Source organism: Geodermatophilus sp. SYSU D00779 (assembly GCF_054050595.1).
This window is the reverse complement of the sequence record NZ_JBJGZQ010000032.1, coordinates 1-14,768: the sequence shown is the minus strand read 5'-3', so window position 1 is coordinate 14,768 and position 14,768 is coordinate 1. Positions and strand designations below refer to the sequence as shown.

The 14,768-nt window shown below is 74.9% G+C and carries 13 protein-coding genes and 1 pseudogene; 8 read left to right on the top strand and 6 right to left on the bottom strand.

Annotated elements, in window-relative coordinates; all coding sequences use genetic code 11:
* Positions 1-3: 3 nt before the first annotated feature.
* Positions 4-888, bottom strand: a complete 885-nt coding sequence (locus ACI79G_RS21340) for a helix-turn-helix transcriptional regulator (protein WP_456883055.1) — start codon at positions 886-888, stop codon at positions 4-6.
* A gap of 135 nt (positions 889-1,023) precedes the next feature.
* On the opposite strand from ACI79G_RS21340, the gene ACI79G_RS21335 reads away from it, so the two are divergent.
* The 3 genes and pseudogenes from ACI79G_RS21335 to ACI79G_RS21325 form a co-directional block, all read left to right on the top strand.
* Positions 1,024-2,046: a zinc-dependent alcohol dehydrogenase family protein gene (locus ACI79G_RS21335; protein WP_456883054.1), complete on the top strand. Its 1,023-nt coding sequence runs from the start codon at positions 1,024-1,026 to the stop codon at positions 2,044-2,046.
* A gap of 131 nt (positions 2,047-2,177) precedes the next feature.
* A complete protein-coding gene (locus tag ACI79G_RS21330; RefSeq protein ID WP_456883053.1) occupies positions 2,178-3,218 on the top strand; it encodes an NAD(P)-dependent alcohol dehydrogenase in 1,041 nt (346 codons plus the stop codon).
* Positions 3,215-3,379: pseudogene (locus ACI79G_RS21325) on the top strand (SDR family NAD(P)-dependent oxidoreductase); the annotation flags it as partial. The gene ACI79G_RS21330 and the pseudogene ACI79G_RS21325, both read left to right, overlap by 4 nt.
* A 53-nt stretch (positions 3,380-3,432) precedes the next feature.
* Here ACI79G_RS21325 and ACI79G_RS21320 read toward each other — a convergent pair.
* Entirely contained in the window at positions 3,433-3,792 is a 360-nt protein-coding gene (locus tag ACI79G_RS21320) for a carboxymuconolactone decarboxylase family protein (protein ID WP_456883052.1), read from the bottom strand.
* 217 nt (positions 3,793-4,009) lie between these two features.
* Between ACI79G_RS21320 and ACI79G_RS21315 the strand changes: the two genes are divergently transcribed.
* Positions 4,010-5,881 carry a glycoside hydrolase family 2 protein gene (locus tag ACI79G_RS21315; protein WP_456883051.1) on the top strand — a complete coding sequence of 624 codons (1,872 nt, stop codon included), beginning with the start codon at positions 4,010-4,012 and terminating at the stop codon, positions 5,879-5,881.
* Between the two features lie 53 nt (positions 5,882-5,934).
* Here ACI79G_RS21315 and ACI79G_RS21310 read toward each other — a convergent pair whose 3' ends face one another.
* Both ACI79G_RS21310 and ACI79G_RS21305 read right to left on the bottom strand, forming a co-directional pair.
* Positions 5,935-6,972: a 2Fe-2S iron-sulfur cluster-binding protein gene (locus ACI79G_RS21310; RefSeq protein ID WP_456883050.1), complete on the bottom strand. Its 1,038-nt coding sequence runs from the start codon at positions 6,970-6,972 to the stop codon at positions 5,935-5,937.
* A 1-nt stretch (position 6,973) separates the two neighbouring features.
* Positions 6,974-8,218, bottom strand: a complete 1,245-nt coding sequence (locus tag ACI79G_RS21305; protein ID WP_456883049.1) for a cytochrome P450 — start codon at positions 8,216-8,218, stop codon at positions 6,974-6,976.
* A 170-nt stretch (positions 8,219-8,388) separates the two neighbouring features.
* Here ACI79G_RS21305 and ACI79G_RS21300 point away from each other — a divergent pair, with 170 nt between their 5' ends.
* Positions 8,389-8,556, top strand: a complete 168-nt coding sequence (locus ACI79G_RS21300) for a hypothetical protein (protein WP_456883048.1) — start codon at positions 8,389-8,391, stop codon at positions 8,554-8,556.
* Positions 8,557-8,565: 9 nt separating this feature from the next.
* A complete protein-coding gene (locus ACI79G_RS21295) occupies positions 8,566-9,327 on the top strand; it encodes an AraC family transcriptional regulator (protein ID WP_456883047.1) in 762 nt (253 codons plus the stop codon).
* Between the two features lie 9 nt (positions 9,328-9,336).
* Here the strand turns inward: ACI79G_RS21295 and ACI79G_RS21290 are convergent, their stop codons facing one another.
* Positions 9,337-10,791: an MDR family MFS transporter gene (locus ACI79G_RS21290; protein WP_456883046.1), complete on the bottom strand. Its 1,455-nt coding sequence runs from the start codon at positions 10,789-10,791 to the stop codon at positions 9,337-9,339.
* Positions 10,792-11,079: 288 nt separating this feature from the next.
* On the opposite strand from ACI79G_RS21290, the gene ACI79G_RS21285 reads away from it, so the two are divergent.
* Complete coding sequence (locus ACI79G_RS21285) at positions 11,080-12,273, top strand: amidohydrolase family protein (protein WP_456883045.1); 1,194 nt, start codon at positions 11,080-11,082, stop codon at positions 12,271-12,273.
* A 26-nt stretch (positions 12,274-12,299) separates the two neighbouring features.
* Here ACI79G_RS21285 and ACI79G_RS21280 read toward each other — a convergent pair whose 3' ends face one another.
* Complete coding sequence (locus tag ACI79G_RS21280) at positions 12,300-13,181, bottom strand: response regulator transcription factor (RefSeq protein WP_456883044.1); 882 nt, start codon at positions 13,179-13,181, stop codon at positions 12,300-12,302.
* A gap of 662 nt (positions 13,182-13,843) precedes the next feature.
* On the opposite strand from ACI79G_RS21280, the gene ACI79G_RS21275 reads away from it, so the two are divergent.
* Positions 13,844-14,626 carry an AfsR/SARP family transcriptional regulator gene (locus ACI79G_RS21275; protein WP_456883043.1) on the top strand — a complete coding sequence of 261 codons (783 nt, stop codon included), beginning with the start codon at positions 13,844-13,846 and terminating at the stop codon, positions 14,624-14,626.
* Positions 14,627-14,768: the final 142 nt, after the last annotated feature.

The following is a 14,768-nucleotide window of genomic DNA, read 5'->3' as shown; positions in this document are numbered from 1 at the left end:
CCCTCAGCCCGTGGGCTCGCCGGCGGTCTGGACGGCGGTGCTGGTGGCGGCCCAGCTGGCGAGGAGCTTGAGGGCGTCCTCGGACGGCGACCCGGGTTCGGCGGTGTAGATGGTCATGCGCAGGTCCGCGGCGTCCTCGGCCGGCAGGTCGAACGTGTGGTAGCCCAGATCGAGCGTGCCGACGACGGGGTGGCGGAACTGCTTGGCGCCGTTGTGGTGGATGCGGACGTCGTGCGCCGCCCAGCGCACCCGGAACTCCTCGCTCACCGTGGACAGCTCCCCGACCAGCTCGCGCAGCTGCGCGTCGTGCGGGCGGCGGCCGGCCTCCCCGCGCAGCAGCGCGACGGTGGTGTTGGCGGCGAGCTCCCAGTCGGCGTAGTAGTCGTGCGCCGCCGGGTCGAGGAACTGGAACCGGGCGAAGTTCGCGGGTCGCCGCGGGCCGTCGAACAGCGGTGAGTGCAGCGCCCACCCCAGGGCGTTGGTCGCCAGGACGTCCAGTCGGCCGTTGGCGACGAGGGCGGCCGAGCCCGTCATCGAGTCCAGCATCCACTGCACCCGCGGCGGGATGGCCGCCCGGGTGCGGCGCTGCGGCGCGCGGGCCGGACGGGCGGCGGCGCGGGCCAGGTTGAACAGGTGGGTCCGCTCGGCCTCGGTCAGCTGCAGCGCGCGGGCGACGGCCTCCAGCACGTCCTCCGACACCCCGGCGATGTGGCCCTTCTCCAGCCGCGTGTACCAGTCGGTGCTCACCCCGGCGAGGACGGCGACCTCCTCGCGGCGCAGCCCGGGCACCCGCCGGCGCCCGCCGCCGGGCAGCAGCCCGGCCCGCTCCGGGCTGATCCGGGCGCGCCGGCTGACCAGGAAGTCGCGGATGTCGGCGCGGTTGTCCACCTGCTCGACGGTACGGCGACCCGCCGGGCGAGGGAGGTCGTGCTTCTACCCCCCACAAACCCGACCCCCCGCGCGTGCGCCCGACGGGGTTCCGTGGAGTCCGCACCCCCACTCGTCCTGCGAAGGAGCACCGTCTTGCGAGGAGCCGTTCTCCACGCCCCCGGCGACGTCCGCGTCGAGGAGCGCCCGGACCCGAGGATCGAGCAGCCCACCGACGCGGTCATCCGGTTGGCCGCCACCTGCGTGTGCGGGTCGGACCTGTGGCCCTACCGCGGCATCGAGGCGGTGGACGGGCCGGCACCGATGGGCCACGAGTACGTCGGCGTCGTCGAGGAGGTCGGCAGCGAGGTCACCACGATCGAGCCCGGCCAGTTCGTCGTCGGCTCGTTCTTCGCCTCCGACAACACCTGCGAGATCTGCCGGGCCGGCTACCAGACCCACTGCGTCAACCGGCAGCCCGGCGCCCCCACCGGCGCGCAGGCCCAGTACGCACGCATCCCGCTGGCCGACGGCACCCTCGTCGCCACCCCCGACCTGCCGTCCGACGACCTGGTGCCCGGCCTGCTGGCCGCCTCGGACGTGCTGGGCACCGGCTGGTTCGCCGCCGTCGCCGCCCAGGCCGGCCCGGGCAGGACCGTCGCGGTCGTCGGCGACGGCGCGGTCGGCCTGCTCGGCGTCCTGGCCGCCCGGCAGCTCGGCGCGGAGCGGGTCATCGCGATGAGCCGGCACGAGCCCCGCCAGCGGCTGGCACGGGAGTTCGGCGCCACCGACGTCGTGGTCGAGCGCGGCGACGAGGGTGTGGCGCGGATCAGGGAGCTGACGGACGGGCTCGGCGCGCACTCGGTGATCGAGGCCGTCGGCACCCAGGAGTCGATGGTGCAGGCCATCCGCGCCACCCGCCCCGGCGGGCACGTCGGCTATGTCGGCGTCTCCCACGACGTCTCGCTGCCCGGCGAGGAGCTGTTCTTCTCCGGCGTGCACCTGCACGGCGGCCCCGCCCCGGTGCGCCGGTTCCTGCCCGAGCTGATCGACCTGGTCTGCACCCGGGCCATCGACCCCGGGAGGGTCTTCGACCTCGAGCTCCCGCTCGAGCAGGCGGCCGAGGGCTACCGGGCGATGGACGAGCGCCGGGCCATCAAGGCGCTGCTGCGCCCCTGACCCGGTCGAGGCCATCCGGCCCGACGACCGCGTCCTGCACTGGCTGACCCCCGTCACCGACGAGGAGTACGCCGCCGCCCCGGCCGTCGACTGACGCCCGTCCCGACTCCCACCCAGAACGAGGAGCACCCATGCGCGTCCACGCCTACGCCGCCCCCGCCGCGGGCCGGCCCCTGGCCCCCACCACCGTCGAGCGCCGGGACGTCGGCCCGGACGACGTCCTCATCGAGATCGAGTACGCCGGCATCTGCCACTCCGACATCCACACCGTCAACGGCGACTGGGGCCCCCAGCCCTTCCCCGTCGTCCCGGGCCACGAGATCGTCGGCGTCGTCGCCGAGGTCGGCTCCGACGTCACCCGCCACCGGGTCGGCGACCGCGTCGGCGTCGGCTGCATGGTGAACTCCTGCCGGGAGTGCGCCAACTGCCGCAGCGGCGACGAGCAGTACTGCCTGAACGGCATGGTGCCCACCTACGCCGGCACCGACCGCGACGGCAGCACCACCCACGGCGGCTACTCCACCCACGTGGTGGTCGACGCCGACTTCGTGCTCCGGGTGCCCGACGGCATCGACCCGGCGGCCGCCGCGCCGCTGCTGTGCGCCGGCATCACCACGTACTCACCGCTGCGCCGCTGGGGCGCCGGCCCCGGCACGCAGGTCGCGGTCGTCGGCCTCGGCGGGCTGGGGCACATGGCCGTCAAGCTCGCGCACGCGATGGGCGCCGAGGTGACCGTGCTGTCGCAGTCGCTGAAGAAGCAGGAGGACGGGCTGCGGCTCGGCGCCGACTCCTACCACGCCACCAGCGACCCGGACACCTTCGCCCAGCTGGCCGGCCGGTTCGACCTCATCGTCAACACCGTCAGCGCGCCGATCGACGTGGACGCGTACCTGTCCCTGCTGGCCGTGGACGGCGCGCTGGTCAACGTCGGTGCCCCCGCCGAGCCGCTGAGCCTGAACGTCATGTCGCTGATCGGAGGCCGGCGCACCTACGCCGGCTCGATGATCGGCGGCATCGCCGAGACCCAGGAGATGCTCGACTTCTGCGCCGAGCACGGCATCGGCGCCGAGGTCGAGGTCATCGCCGCCGACCAGGTCAACGAGGCCTACGAGCGGGTCCTGGCCTCCGACGTGCGCTACCGGTTCGTCATCGACACGGCGACCCTGCGGTGACGGCCCCGCGGAGCGCCCGCTTCGCCGGGCAGGTCGCCGTCGTCACCGGCGCCGGCAGCGGCATCGGCCGGGCCACCGCCCTGGCCTCCGCCGCCGAGGGCGCCGCCGTCGCCGTGGCCGGCATCCCGGAGGACGGCGTCCGCGAGACCGACCGGCTGATCGAGCAGAACGGCGGCCCGACCGTCGGTCTCCGACCGCGGCGGCCGCCCGCGGGTCACCCCTGCTCGGGATCGGCCTCCTCCGCGAACTCGCGGAAGGCCGCGAACGCGCGCGGGCCGTACACGGTGCCCGGTCCGCCGTTCATCGCGATGGCGACGCCGAGCGCCTCGGCGACCTCCGACTCGGTCGCGCCGGTGCGGACGGCGCCACGCGCGTGCGACGCGATGCAGCCGTCGCACTCCTTGCTCACCGCGATGGCGAGCGCGATCAACTCCTTGGTCTTCTGGTCCAGGGCACCCGCGGCGTACGCGGCGGTGTGCATCCGGCGGTAGCCGTCGTAGACCTCGGGGATGGCGCGGCGCAGCGCGCGCGCCGGTTCGCGGAGCTCCTCCTGGACGGCGTGACCGTGGCTCATGACGTGATGGTGCCAGCTCCCGGACCGCTGCCTCCGGTGGTCCGGGCGGCTGCATCGTGGAGGTGGCCGCCGCTCCCGGCGATCCCTGACGGATCCGAGGCGCCGGACGGCGTCGCAGCGCCCCGGACGGGGCCAGACTCTGAGGTCTGCGCGCCGGCCCTGAGCAGCCGGGCCCCTCGGGCGTCGACCACGTCAGCGCGCGGAGGACGGGGGAGCCATGACGATCCTGTCGCGATCCCGGCGGCGTGCCACCGGACTGCTCGCCTCGGCGGCCATGGCGGGGGTGACCTCGCTGCTCACCGCGGCGGTGGAGCCGCCGGACGACGGCTGGCAGGTGGGCCAGCTGCGGCTGACGACGCCGTGGACCGACCAGGTCTCGCCGGACAACGCGCTGCCGGAGTACCCGCGGCCGCAGCTGACGCGGGCCCACTGGCAGAACCTCAACGGGGTGTGGCAGTTCGCCGGCGCCGCGCCGGGGGAGTCGCCACCGGTCGGCGAGGACCTCGCCGAGAGGATCCTCGTGCCGTACCCGACCGAGTCGGCGCTGTCCGGCATCCAGCGGCACGAGGACCACATGTGGTACCGGCGGACGTTCACGGTCCCGGAGTCCTGGCAGATCGGGCAGGGTCAGCGGCTGCGCCTCAACTTCGGCGCCGTGGACCACACGGCCACCGTGTGGGTGAACGGCACCAGGGTCGCCCAGCACGCCGGCGGCTACACCCGGTTCTCCGCCGACGTCACCGATGCCCTGGTGCCCTCCGGCCCGCAGGAGGTCGTCGTCGGTGTCGAGGACCGCACGGACGCGACGTGGCAGCCGGTCGGCAAGCAGCGCAACGTCCCCGACCGCGGGATCTTCTACACCGGCTCCTCCGGCATCTGGCAGACGGTGTGGATGGAACCCGTCCCCGCGCGCGGGTACGTGGCGGGCCTCGACACGGCCACGGACGTCGACACGGACACCCTCGCGCTGACCGTGGACACCGGCGGCGACGCCTCCGGCCTCACCGTCCGGGCCGTGGTCGGGGACGGCTCCCGGACGGTCGCGACCGCGGAGGGAGCGCCCGGTCAGCCGCTGCGGGTGCAGGTCCCGGACGCCCGGCTGTGGTCACCCGACGACCCGTTCCTCTACGACCTGGACGTGACCGTGCTGGACGGCCAGCAGGAGGTCGACCGGGTCGGGTCCTACGTCGGCATGCGGGAGATCGGGACGGCCCGGGGCGCGGACGGCCGCCTCCGCATCACCCTCAACCACGAGATCCTCTTCCTGATGTCGACCCTGGACCAGGGCTTCTGGCCGGACGGCATCTACACCGCACCGACCGACGAGGCGCTGCGGTCCGACGTGGCCCTGACCAAGCGCCTCGGGTTCAACACCATCCGCAAGCACCTCAAGGTCGAGCCGGACCGCTGGTACCACGCCGCGGACACCCTCGGCCTGCTGGTCTGGCAGGACATGCCGTCCATGCGGACCGGCGGGATCCCACCGCCGGACGCCCGGGCCGAGTTCGAGCGCCAGCTGCACGAGATCGTCGACCAGCAGGACGGCTGGACGTCGGTGATCGGGTGGGTCCCGTTCAACGAGGGCTGGGGGGAGTGGAGCAGGGAGGCCACCGGGCGGATCGCCGACTCGGTCGCGGCCCAGGACCCCACCCGGCTCGTGAACGCGAACAGCGGGGTGAACTGCTGCGCCTCCCTCGGTGACAGCGGCCGCGGCGACGTCATCGCCTGGCACGCCTACACCGGTCCGGCGCAGCCCACGCCCGACGACCACCGCGTGGCGATCGACGGTGAGCACGGTGGCTTCGGGCTCGAGGTGCCCGGCCACATGTGGTACGAGGACGGCCACGGGTACCAGATGGCGCAGGACGCGGCGGAGCTCACGCGGCTGTACGCGGAGAACCAGCGAGCGCTCATCCCGATCGCGCAGCAGAACGCCATCAGCGGCGCGGTCTACACGCAGATCACCGACGTCGAGCACGAGGTCAACGGCTTCCTCACCTACGACCGGCAGGTGGAGAAGATGGACCTCGACCAGGTCCGGGCGGTCAACCAGGAGGTCATCAGCGACGCCTCCCCCGCCGTCCCCTGACGACGACCGCCGCCCCCGGCGGACCGGGACGCGGTCCGTCGGGGGCGGGGGGATCAGGCTCCTGCGGTTCCGGTGTCGAGCGCGTCCGCCGGGGTGAACTTCTCGCGGTGGACCTGCCGGGGTGCCATGCGGCGGCGCTTGAACGCCTTGACGCCGGCCTCGACCATCGCCGGTGGGCCGCACAGCCACCCGGACCAGCCCCGCGCGCTCGGCACGTCCTCGAGGAAGGCGTCGGTCGGGAACCCGGCGCGGCAGGAGGGGGCCGGCTGGTCCGACAGCACCGGCACGAACCGGAAGCCCGGGGAGGTGGCCGCGAGCTCGGTCAACCGGTCGACGTCGTAGAGGTCCTCGGCCCCGCGGACGCCGTGGTAGAGCACGATCTCGCGGTCGGGCCGCCGCTGCAGCGCCGTCCGCACGATGCCCACGAACGGCGCCAGCCCCGTGCCGCCGGCGATGCAGGCCATGGGCTCGCCCTCGTCGTCGGCCTCCTCGGACAGGTGGAAGTCCCCCAGCGGCCCGGTCAGCTCGACCCGGTCCCCGACGGCCACGGACCCGTGGAGCCAGGCGTCGCTGGCGACGCCACCCGGCACCCGACGGACGTGCAGCTCGAGGACCTTGTCCTCCTCGGGCGTGTTGGCCAGCGAGTACTGGCGGCGCAGGCCGCTGCCCGGGACGACCAGCTCGACGTACTGGCCGGCGGAGAACGCCAGCGGCTCGTCGAGGCCCAGCAGCAGCCGCCGGGTGTCGCGGGCGACGTCCTCCACGTCGAGGACGGTGGCCACCAGGTCGCGCAGGGCGTGGGTGCCGCGGACGGCACCCGAGGCCGTCGGTGAGCTGACGACGGTGTCGCACCGGGGGCTGGCCTGGCAGGCCAGCGCCATGCCGGCCTGCCGCTCCTCGTCGGGGAGGGTGTCGGCCGGCGAGCCGCGGTGGTCGACCTCCCCGTCGAGGACGCGCAGCTTGCAGGTGCCGCAGGTCCCCTGGTTGCAGGAGTTGGGCATCCACACCCCGGCCCGCAGGAAGGCGTCGAGCAGGGACTGGTCGGGCGCGCACTCGACCCGGCGGTCGCCGACGGTGACGGTGTGGGCCATCTCAGACCTCCCAGGTGACGTGCAGGGTCGTCGGGCCGCGGAAGCCCCAGCCCCAGAACTCCACGCCCTCGCGGGTGTCGCGCTCCAGGTTCGGGATGGACTCGAAGAGCTCCTCCAGCCCGATGCGCATGACGTGGTTGGCGAAGTAGATCCCCGCGCAGGCGTGGTTGCCGGCGCCGAAGGCCAGGTGCGGCAGCGGCGGGCGGTGCAGGTCGTACTCGGTCGGCGCCTCGTGCAGGCCCGTGTCGTGGTTGGCCGACCCGTAGGACAGGACAACCGGGGTGCCGGCCGGGAGGTCGACGCCCGCGACGGTGACCGGCGTGGTGGAGATGCGCGCGGTGGCCGACCAGATCGGCGAGGTCCACCGCATGCCCTCGGAGATCGCCCGCGGGATCAGGGTGGGGTCGTCGACGACCTCCTCCATCTGCTCGGGCCGGCTGAACAGCCCGACCAGGGTGGAGGCCATGCCGTGGCCCGGCTCCTGCATCGCGCCGAGCAGGTAGACGTAGATCGTCGGGTAGATGTACTCGCGGTCGCGGGTCTGTCCGGGCGGCATGCCGTCGTGCAGCCAGTGCGAGATGGCGCTGTCGTCGGGCTCGACGATCCACCGGTCGATCAGCGGGTCGACGATCGAGCGGATCTCCGCCTTGGCGGCGTCGCCCTCGGCGAAGCCCTCCGGGTTGGCGAACTCCCCGTTGTCGTCCATCGCGGCGTTGGTGAACGACCGGTTCAGCTTGTGGAACCAGTCGCGGAGCTGGTCGGAGGAGACGTCCCTCAGGCCGAGCAGGTCGCCGAGGGCGCGCACGCTGACCGGCTCGCAGTACTGCGCGACCAGCTCGGCGTGCCCGTCGTCCTCGAACTGCTCGAGGAAGCCGCGGGCGATCGGTCGCACCAGGTCGTCGATCCACCGGTCGACCTCGACCGGCTGCAGCGCCGGCTCGACCATCGAGCGGAGGTCGGCGTGGATGTCGCCGTTGACCCCGATGATCGCGGGGTGGCCGAACGTCCGGCCGCCGGCCGGGGTGATGACGGCCTCGAAGTCCGGGCTGGTCGCCACCTCGCGGCACACCTCGGCGGTGGAGGCGACGTAGGAGCCGAGCACCGGCACGAAGGCCAGCGGGGCCTCCCGGCGGAGCCGCTCGTAGACGGGGTACGGGTTGCGCTCGAGCTCGGTCATGGTGACGGCGTCGAGCCAGGACAGGTCGCGCTGCTCCGTCGCGGCAGCGGGCTGTTCGGTGATCGTCATCAGGTCCCCTCCGGACTCGGTCTCTCCTCACGGGCGGCCCGTGGTCGGTCGGAAAGCTAGGCCGGGCGCCGGTGGGCCACGACACCCATCGCGCGGCCCCGGCACCGATCGCGCGGCGGTGTTGTGATCGTCGTCTCAGGGGGCCCGGCCGCTCGGGTAGCCTCGAACGCGTGTCCGGCCGGCGTCGTGGCGGGCCCTCCGACTGGGGGCAGGCCTCCCGCGTCGTCGCCGAGGCGTACTTCCCGCACGAGCTGCGCCGGCTGGGCGGCGCGGCGGCACCGCGGCTGACGCTGCGCACGCTGGACCTCGGCCACGTCCTGGTGGGGCACGTGGGCTGAGGGGCCGACGTGGCGATCGAGTGCGACTACCCCGGCGCCTACGAGGTCAACATGCCGCTGACCGGGCACCTGGAGAGCCGGGGTCGCCACGGCCGGGTGACCTCGCTCCCCGGGCAGGGGACGGTGTTCCGGGCCGACACCCCGTCGCTCATCAGCCACTGGGACGCGACCTGCACGGTCCTCGGGGTCAAGTTCGACGGCGCGTGGCTCGAGCGCGAGGCCGAGCGGGTGCTGGGCGGCGACCGCGCGGGCACCCGCGGCTCGCTGCCGGACCAGGTGGACCTCGGCTCGGGTCAGGGGCTGGCCTGGCGCCAGCTCGTCGCCGGCCTCTCCGCCCACCTGCGCGCGCCCGACCTGTTCGGGGGCAGCACGCTGGTCCGCGACCAGCTCGCCGGCGCCGTCGCCGCCGGGTTCCTGCTCAGCAGCTGCCCGGACGGCGGGCGCGCCGTGGGAGCCCGGCCCCGCACGGTCAAGCGGGTGGTGGACCAGCTGCACGACGACCCGGCCCGGCCGTGGACCGCCGGGGAGATGGCCGCGCTGGCCGGCACCAGCGTGCGGCGGCTGCAGGAGGGCTTCCGCGAGTGGGTCGGGTGCACGCCGACCGAGTACCTGGCCGGCGTCCGGCTCCAGCGCGCGCACGCCGAGCTGGTGGCCGATCCGTCCCGCACCGTCAGCGACGTCGCCGCCGCGTGGGGGTTCTCCAGCGCGAGCCGCTTCGCCGCCGCCTACCGCCGCCGCTACGGCCGCTCCCCGTCCGAGGCCCGGCGGTGAGGACCCCGGTCAGCCGGCGGCGACCTCGGTGGCCTCCTGCGCCCGGCTCCGGTCGCGGGGCATGAGCAGCACCGCGGCCAGCATCGCCACGGCCAGCACCGTCGTCCCCAGGAAGACGGAGTGCACCGCGGTGGTGAGCGCCTCCGGCGCCACCCGGTCGCTCTCCACCCCCGACCCACCGAGGGTCGCGTTGACGACCGCGCCGAAGACGGCGACCCCGACGGCGCTGCCCGCGGAGCGGAAGAACATGTTGAGGCCGGTGACCACGCCGCGCTCGTGCCACCGCACCGCCGACTGGGCGGCGATGAGCGTCGGCGCCGCGGTGAAGCCCATGCCGAGGCCGATCACGAACGCCGTCGCGCCGACCTGGACCACGCTCGAGGACCCGTCGAGCAGGAGCAGCAGCGCCGAGCCGAGGACCACGACGGCGGCGCCGACGAGCGCCGTGGACCGGATGCCGACCCGGAGGTAGACCCGGCCGGACAGCGACGCCGAGATCGGCCAGCCGAGCGTGAGGGCGGCCAGCGCGAACCCGGCGACCAGCGGGCCGGTGCCCAGGACGTCCTGGGCGAACGTCGGCACGTAGGAGGTCAGTCCGAGCAGGACGGCGCCGACGCAGGCGGATGCGAGGTTCGTCGCGACGAGCAGCCGGTTGCGCAGCAGCCGGAGCGGGACGACGGGGTCGGCCGCCCGGCGCTCGATCCCGACGAACAGCCCGAGCAGGACGGCGCCGGCCACGAGGACGGCGATGCCCTGCGGGGACCCCCACGCCCAGGCCTGGCCGCCCTCGAGCAGACCGAGGACCAGCAGCGTGAGGGCGACGGTGAGCGTGGCCGCCCCGGCGGAGTCGATCCGCGGACGGCGCCGGTCGACCTGCTCGTGGAACCGCAGGGCGATGGCCGCCGCGGCGACCAGGCAGAGCGGGATGTTGACGAAGAAGATCCACCGCCAGCTGAGGTACTGGGAGAAGACGCCCCCGAGGGTCGGGCCCACGACCGACGACACGGCCCAGACGCTGGCGATGTAGCCCTGCACCTTCGCGCGTTCCCGGAGCGAGTACAGGTCACCGACGATCGTCATCGACATCGGCTGGACCGCGCCGGCGCCCAGCCCCTGGACGGCGCGGAACGCGATGAGTGCCCCCATGCTCCCCGCGACGCCGCAGAGGACCGACCCGAGGAGGAACAGGCCGATGCCGACGAGCATCACCGGCTTGCGCCCGAAGACGTCGGCCAGCTTGCCGTAGACCGGGACGGTCACCGCCTGCGCGAGCAGGTAGACGGAGAACAGCCAGGGGAACTCGGCGAAGCCGCCGAGGCTCGCCACGATCGACGGGACGGCGGTGGCGATCACCGTCGCGTCGATGGCCACCAGGGCCGTGGACAGCATGATCCCGATGAGGACCGGGCCGCGCTCCGACCGGAATCCGACACCCGACGACGCTGCGGCCTGCTCCACGCTCACTGCTCCGAGGTTAGGACGGACGGGGGATGCGCACAGAGCGGCCTCTCCCGGGCAGTGGAGCTCCGCCACGGCGGCTGCCGTCCGGGCGCCGCGGCCGTGCGCCGGCCGGGTGCCGCCTCCGGCCTGGTGCCGCCTCCGGCCTGGTGCCGTCTCCGGCCGTGCGGGTCCTCGGCGAGGCTCCGGCGGTGTCCACGGTCGGCCCTCGAGGTCGCCATCCGGGATGCTGGCCCTCCGGGATGCCGGGACGCGGTCGGTGCGTCCGCACTCGGCGGGAGGGTGGAGGTCACGGTGGCGCCGGACGACCTGCTGATCCGGGGAGCCAAGCTCTTCGACGGGCACCGCTTCCTGCCGCCCGGCTGCCTGCTGGTGCGGCAGGGGCGCGTCGCCGCGCTCGCCGAGCGGCTGACCCCACCGGCGGGCGTGCCGGTCCTCGACGCCCGCGGGAGCACCGTCCTGCCCGGCCTGATCGACGCGCACGTGCACGTCCTCCCCGGTGCCCTGCAGGCGGCGCTGCGGGCAGGGGTCACCACGGAGGTGGACCTGTTCGCCGACCCCCACCTCGTCGGGTCCCTCCGGCAGCAGGCGGCGGCCGATCCCGGCGCAGCCGATCTGCGCTCGGCCGGCATCGGCGCCACCGCTCCGGGCGGCCACCCGACCCGGCTGGTCGAGCGGGGGCTGCTGCCGCCCTTCCCCACGGTGGCGGGACCGGAGGAGGCCGAGGACTTCGTGGCGGCGCGGGTCGCGGAGGGCTCGCACCTGCTCAAGGTGGTCCTCGAGGACGGCACCACCACCGGACACCCGTGCCCCACCCTGACGGCGGACACGGTGCGGGCGCTGGCCTCCGCGGCGCACGCCCGCGGCCTCCTCGTGGTGGCCCACGTCCTCACCCAGGCGCACGCGCTCGTCGCCATCGGCGCGGGCGTCGACGGGCTGGCCCACCTGTTCGGGGACGAGCCGCCCGCACCGCAGTTCCTCGACGCCGTCGCGCAGGGCGACGTCTTCGTCGTCCCCACGCTCACCTCGCTCGCTGCCCGCGCCGGACACCACCGGGGCCGGGCCCTGGCCGCCGATCCCCACCTCGGTCCCTCCCTGGACCCGCGCCAGCGCGCCACCCTGGAGATGGACTTCCCGGCCGTGCCGGGCGCACGGGCCGACCTGGGCCACGCGCTGTCGACCGTCGACCGGCTGCACCGGGCGGGCCGGCGGATCCTGGCCGGGACCGACGCGTCCAGCCCGGGCACCGCCCACGGCGTCAGCCTGCACGACGAGCTCGTGCTGCTGGTGGAGGCCGGCCTCCCGACGGCCGCGGCCCTGGCCGCGGCGACCAGTGCCCCGGCCGCCGCACTCGGCCTCCCCGACCGGGGAACGCTCACCCCAGCGCTGCGCGCCGACCTCCTGCTCGTCGACGGCGACCCCGAGCTCGACATCACCAGGACCCGGCACGTCGTGCAGGTCTGGCGCGCGGGCCGTCGAGCGACCTGACCGCCGGCCGCCGCACCGGCGGGGCGTCAGGACCCGCCGACGCCTCGCCCGGCGTGCTCGACGGCGGCGAGGTGCTCCCCGCTGCGGGGGGAGGGGACCAGCGCGGTGGGGTCCGTGGCCCCGCGTCGTCCCCCGCCCCCGGCAGGCGCGGCCAGGAGGCCGGCGTCCCGGGCTCGCTGGACCGCCATCAGCCGGTCGCGCACGCCGAGCTTGCGGTACAGGTGCTCGAGGTGCTTGTGCACCGTCCGGGGCGAGGTGTCCAGGCGGCGGGCGATCGCCTGGGCGGTGAGACCCGACCCGAGGAGCGTGAGCACGGCGAACTCGCGCTCGGTCAGGCGGCGGTCCGCGACGCGGTCGAGTCGCTCCTCCGGCACGTCGTGGAGCACCCGGTGCTGGCGGACCAGCGCGGCCAGTGCCGGGACGACCAGGGTGGCCAGGTCGGCATCGGCGTCGTCGTAGTCGTCGTCGGGACGGCTGACCACGTAGGCCTCGATCCCCCTCCCCACCCGGAGGGGCAGCGCGAGCTGGTGGGTGATCCCGAAGGGACGGGCGAACGCCGACCACTGCGCGCACATCCTCGGACCCGCCACGGCGCGCGGCACCCGGCCCAGGATCTGGGGTGCCGAGCACCCCGTGACGGCGTACCAGCGGATCAGCGGCTGGGTGGTCGCGTCGGGGAGGATCCCGGACGGCGGCGTCGTCGGCAGGTAGCCGACCGGCCAGCCCCCGACGACGTGGTCCACCCACGCGCGGTCGACGACGTTCAGCGAGCAGCAGGCCGCGTCGAAGGACTCGAGGAGCAGGGCCGCCACCTGCGCGTGCGGGAACTCCCGCGCCCCGGGCTGCCCCTGCAGGATGTCGCCGACGAGCTCCAGCCACGCTGCATGACGCCTCGTGGTGCGCGACACAGAGCTGAGGGTAATCCGTCGGCGCCGGATCGCGGAGGTGGTCCGGGTACGGCGGTCGGGCCCCGGGGAGTCGGTGTGGCCGGCCGACTACGCACAAGTGCGTACGGTCCCGGCGACCGGACCTGACTACCGTGGCCCATCCGCATCTCGAGCGCATGCGTCCAGGGGGAGTCATGTCGGGCAGCGTCGTACACCTGCATCTGAGGACCACCACCGCGAACGAGGGCGGTCGAGCCCGCCAGGCACCACCGAGCCGCACGACCTGACGGCTGGTCGGTCCCGGAGGCGCTGGGGCGTACGCGCCCATCCCGGTGAGCGGCCGGCCGCTCCCGTCCCGGAGCCCGCTGCGGACGACGTGACCCGTGCCGTCCGCCAGGCCAGCACGGTCGAGGCCCCGTCGGCGGTCGGGGCCGCCCGGGCGGGCCCGCAGACGCGCAGCCGCGTCGGGTGGTCGCCTCCGCGCGGAACGGCCCGGAGGCGGACCGGACGACGCCCACCTCGCCGCTCGACCCCGCACCGACGAGCCCGCCCGGAACCGACCGGTCGTCCACCGAGCCCAGGAGGGTCGGTCGTCCGCGCCGGCCGGATCCGGAGCCGGACGGCCGTATCTGGCAGCGCTGTCCGGCGATCGGTCGCTCGACCCGACAGGAAGGACCAGTCCCGTGGACCGTCCACCGGCTGCCCGGATCACCCTGCTCGACGGCTTCCGCCTCGACGTCCCCGGCCGCCACCGGCGGTCGGCCGCGGACGAGCTGCCACGTGGAGTGCAGCGGTTGGTGGCACACCTGTGCCTGTCCCACCGGCCGACCCGGACGGCGACGGCCGGCCAGCTGTGGCCCGACGTGCCCGAGGACCACGCGCACGGGAGCCTGCGCTCGGCGTTGTGGCGGCTCAACAAGGCGGCACCCGGACTGATCGAGGTGTCGGGGAGCGCGCTGCGACTGGCGGGGGGTGTCCGGGTCGACGTCTGGGAGCTCGACGACTGGGCGCAGCGGGCGATCAGCCCGACCGGAGGTGCCGACGACGTCGCGGTGCCGGACACCGCGCTCCTCGGCGACCTCCTGCCCGGGTGGTACGACGACTGGGTCCTCCTCGAGCGGGAGAGGCTGCGGCAGCTCCGCATGCAGGCGCTGGAGGCGGTGGCAGCCGGGCTCGCCTTCCGGGGCCGCCACTGCGAGGCGCTGGAGGCCGCCTATGCCGCGGTCCGCGCCGATCCGCTGCGGGAGAGCGCCCACCGCACGGTCGTCCGCGTGCACCTGGCCCAGGGGAACCTGGCCGAGGCGCTGCGGGCCTACGAGTTCTTCCGGGCGATGGTGGAGGACGAGCTCGGCGTGCCCCCGACCGAGCAGATGACCCGACTGGTCCAGGACATCGCGCGGCTGCGCCGGTCGCTGTGCGGGGAGCGCCGGGCTCCCGGAGGGGCGTGGTCCCGTCCGGAGCGGTGAGCTCCTCGGGGGCCGGACGACGTCCGCCCGCGGTCGTCCACCGTCCGCACCCGGCCCGGCACCCCCGGCGGGGCCGGCCCCCCCGCCGGGGCGCCCCCCCCGCCGGGGGGGGGCCGCGGGCTCTCTATAAAGGCCCGTACTA

Excerpts from the sequence above, each read along its gene's own strand:
- ACI79G_RS21310 (WP_456883050.1), bottom strand. The coding sequence starts at position 6,972 with ATGGCCCACACCGTCACCGTCGGCGACCGCCGGGTCGAGTGCGCGCCC.
- ACI79G_RS21330 (WP_456883053.1), top strand. The coding sequence starts at position 2,178 with ATGCGCGTCCACGCCTACGCCGCCCCCGCCGCGGGCCGGCCCCTGGCC.
- ACI79G_RS21305 (WP_456883049.1), bottom strand. The coding sequence starts at position 8,218 with ATGACGATCACCGAACAGCCCGCTGCCGCGACGGAGCAGCGCGACCTG.
- ACI79G_RS21315 (WP_456883051.1), top strand. The coding sequence starts at position 4,010 with ATGACGATCCTGTCGCGATCCCGGCGGCGTGCCACCGGACTGCTCGCC.
- ACI79G_RS21320 (WP_456883052.1), bottom strand. The coding sequence starts at position 3,792 with ATGAGCCACGGTCACGCCGTCCAGGAGGAGCTCCGCGAACCGGCGCGC.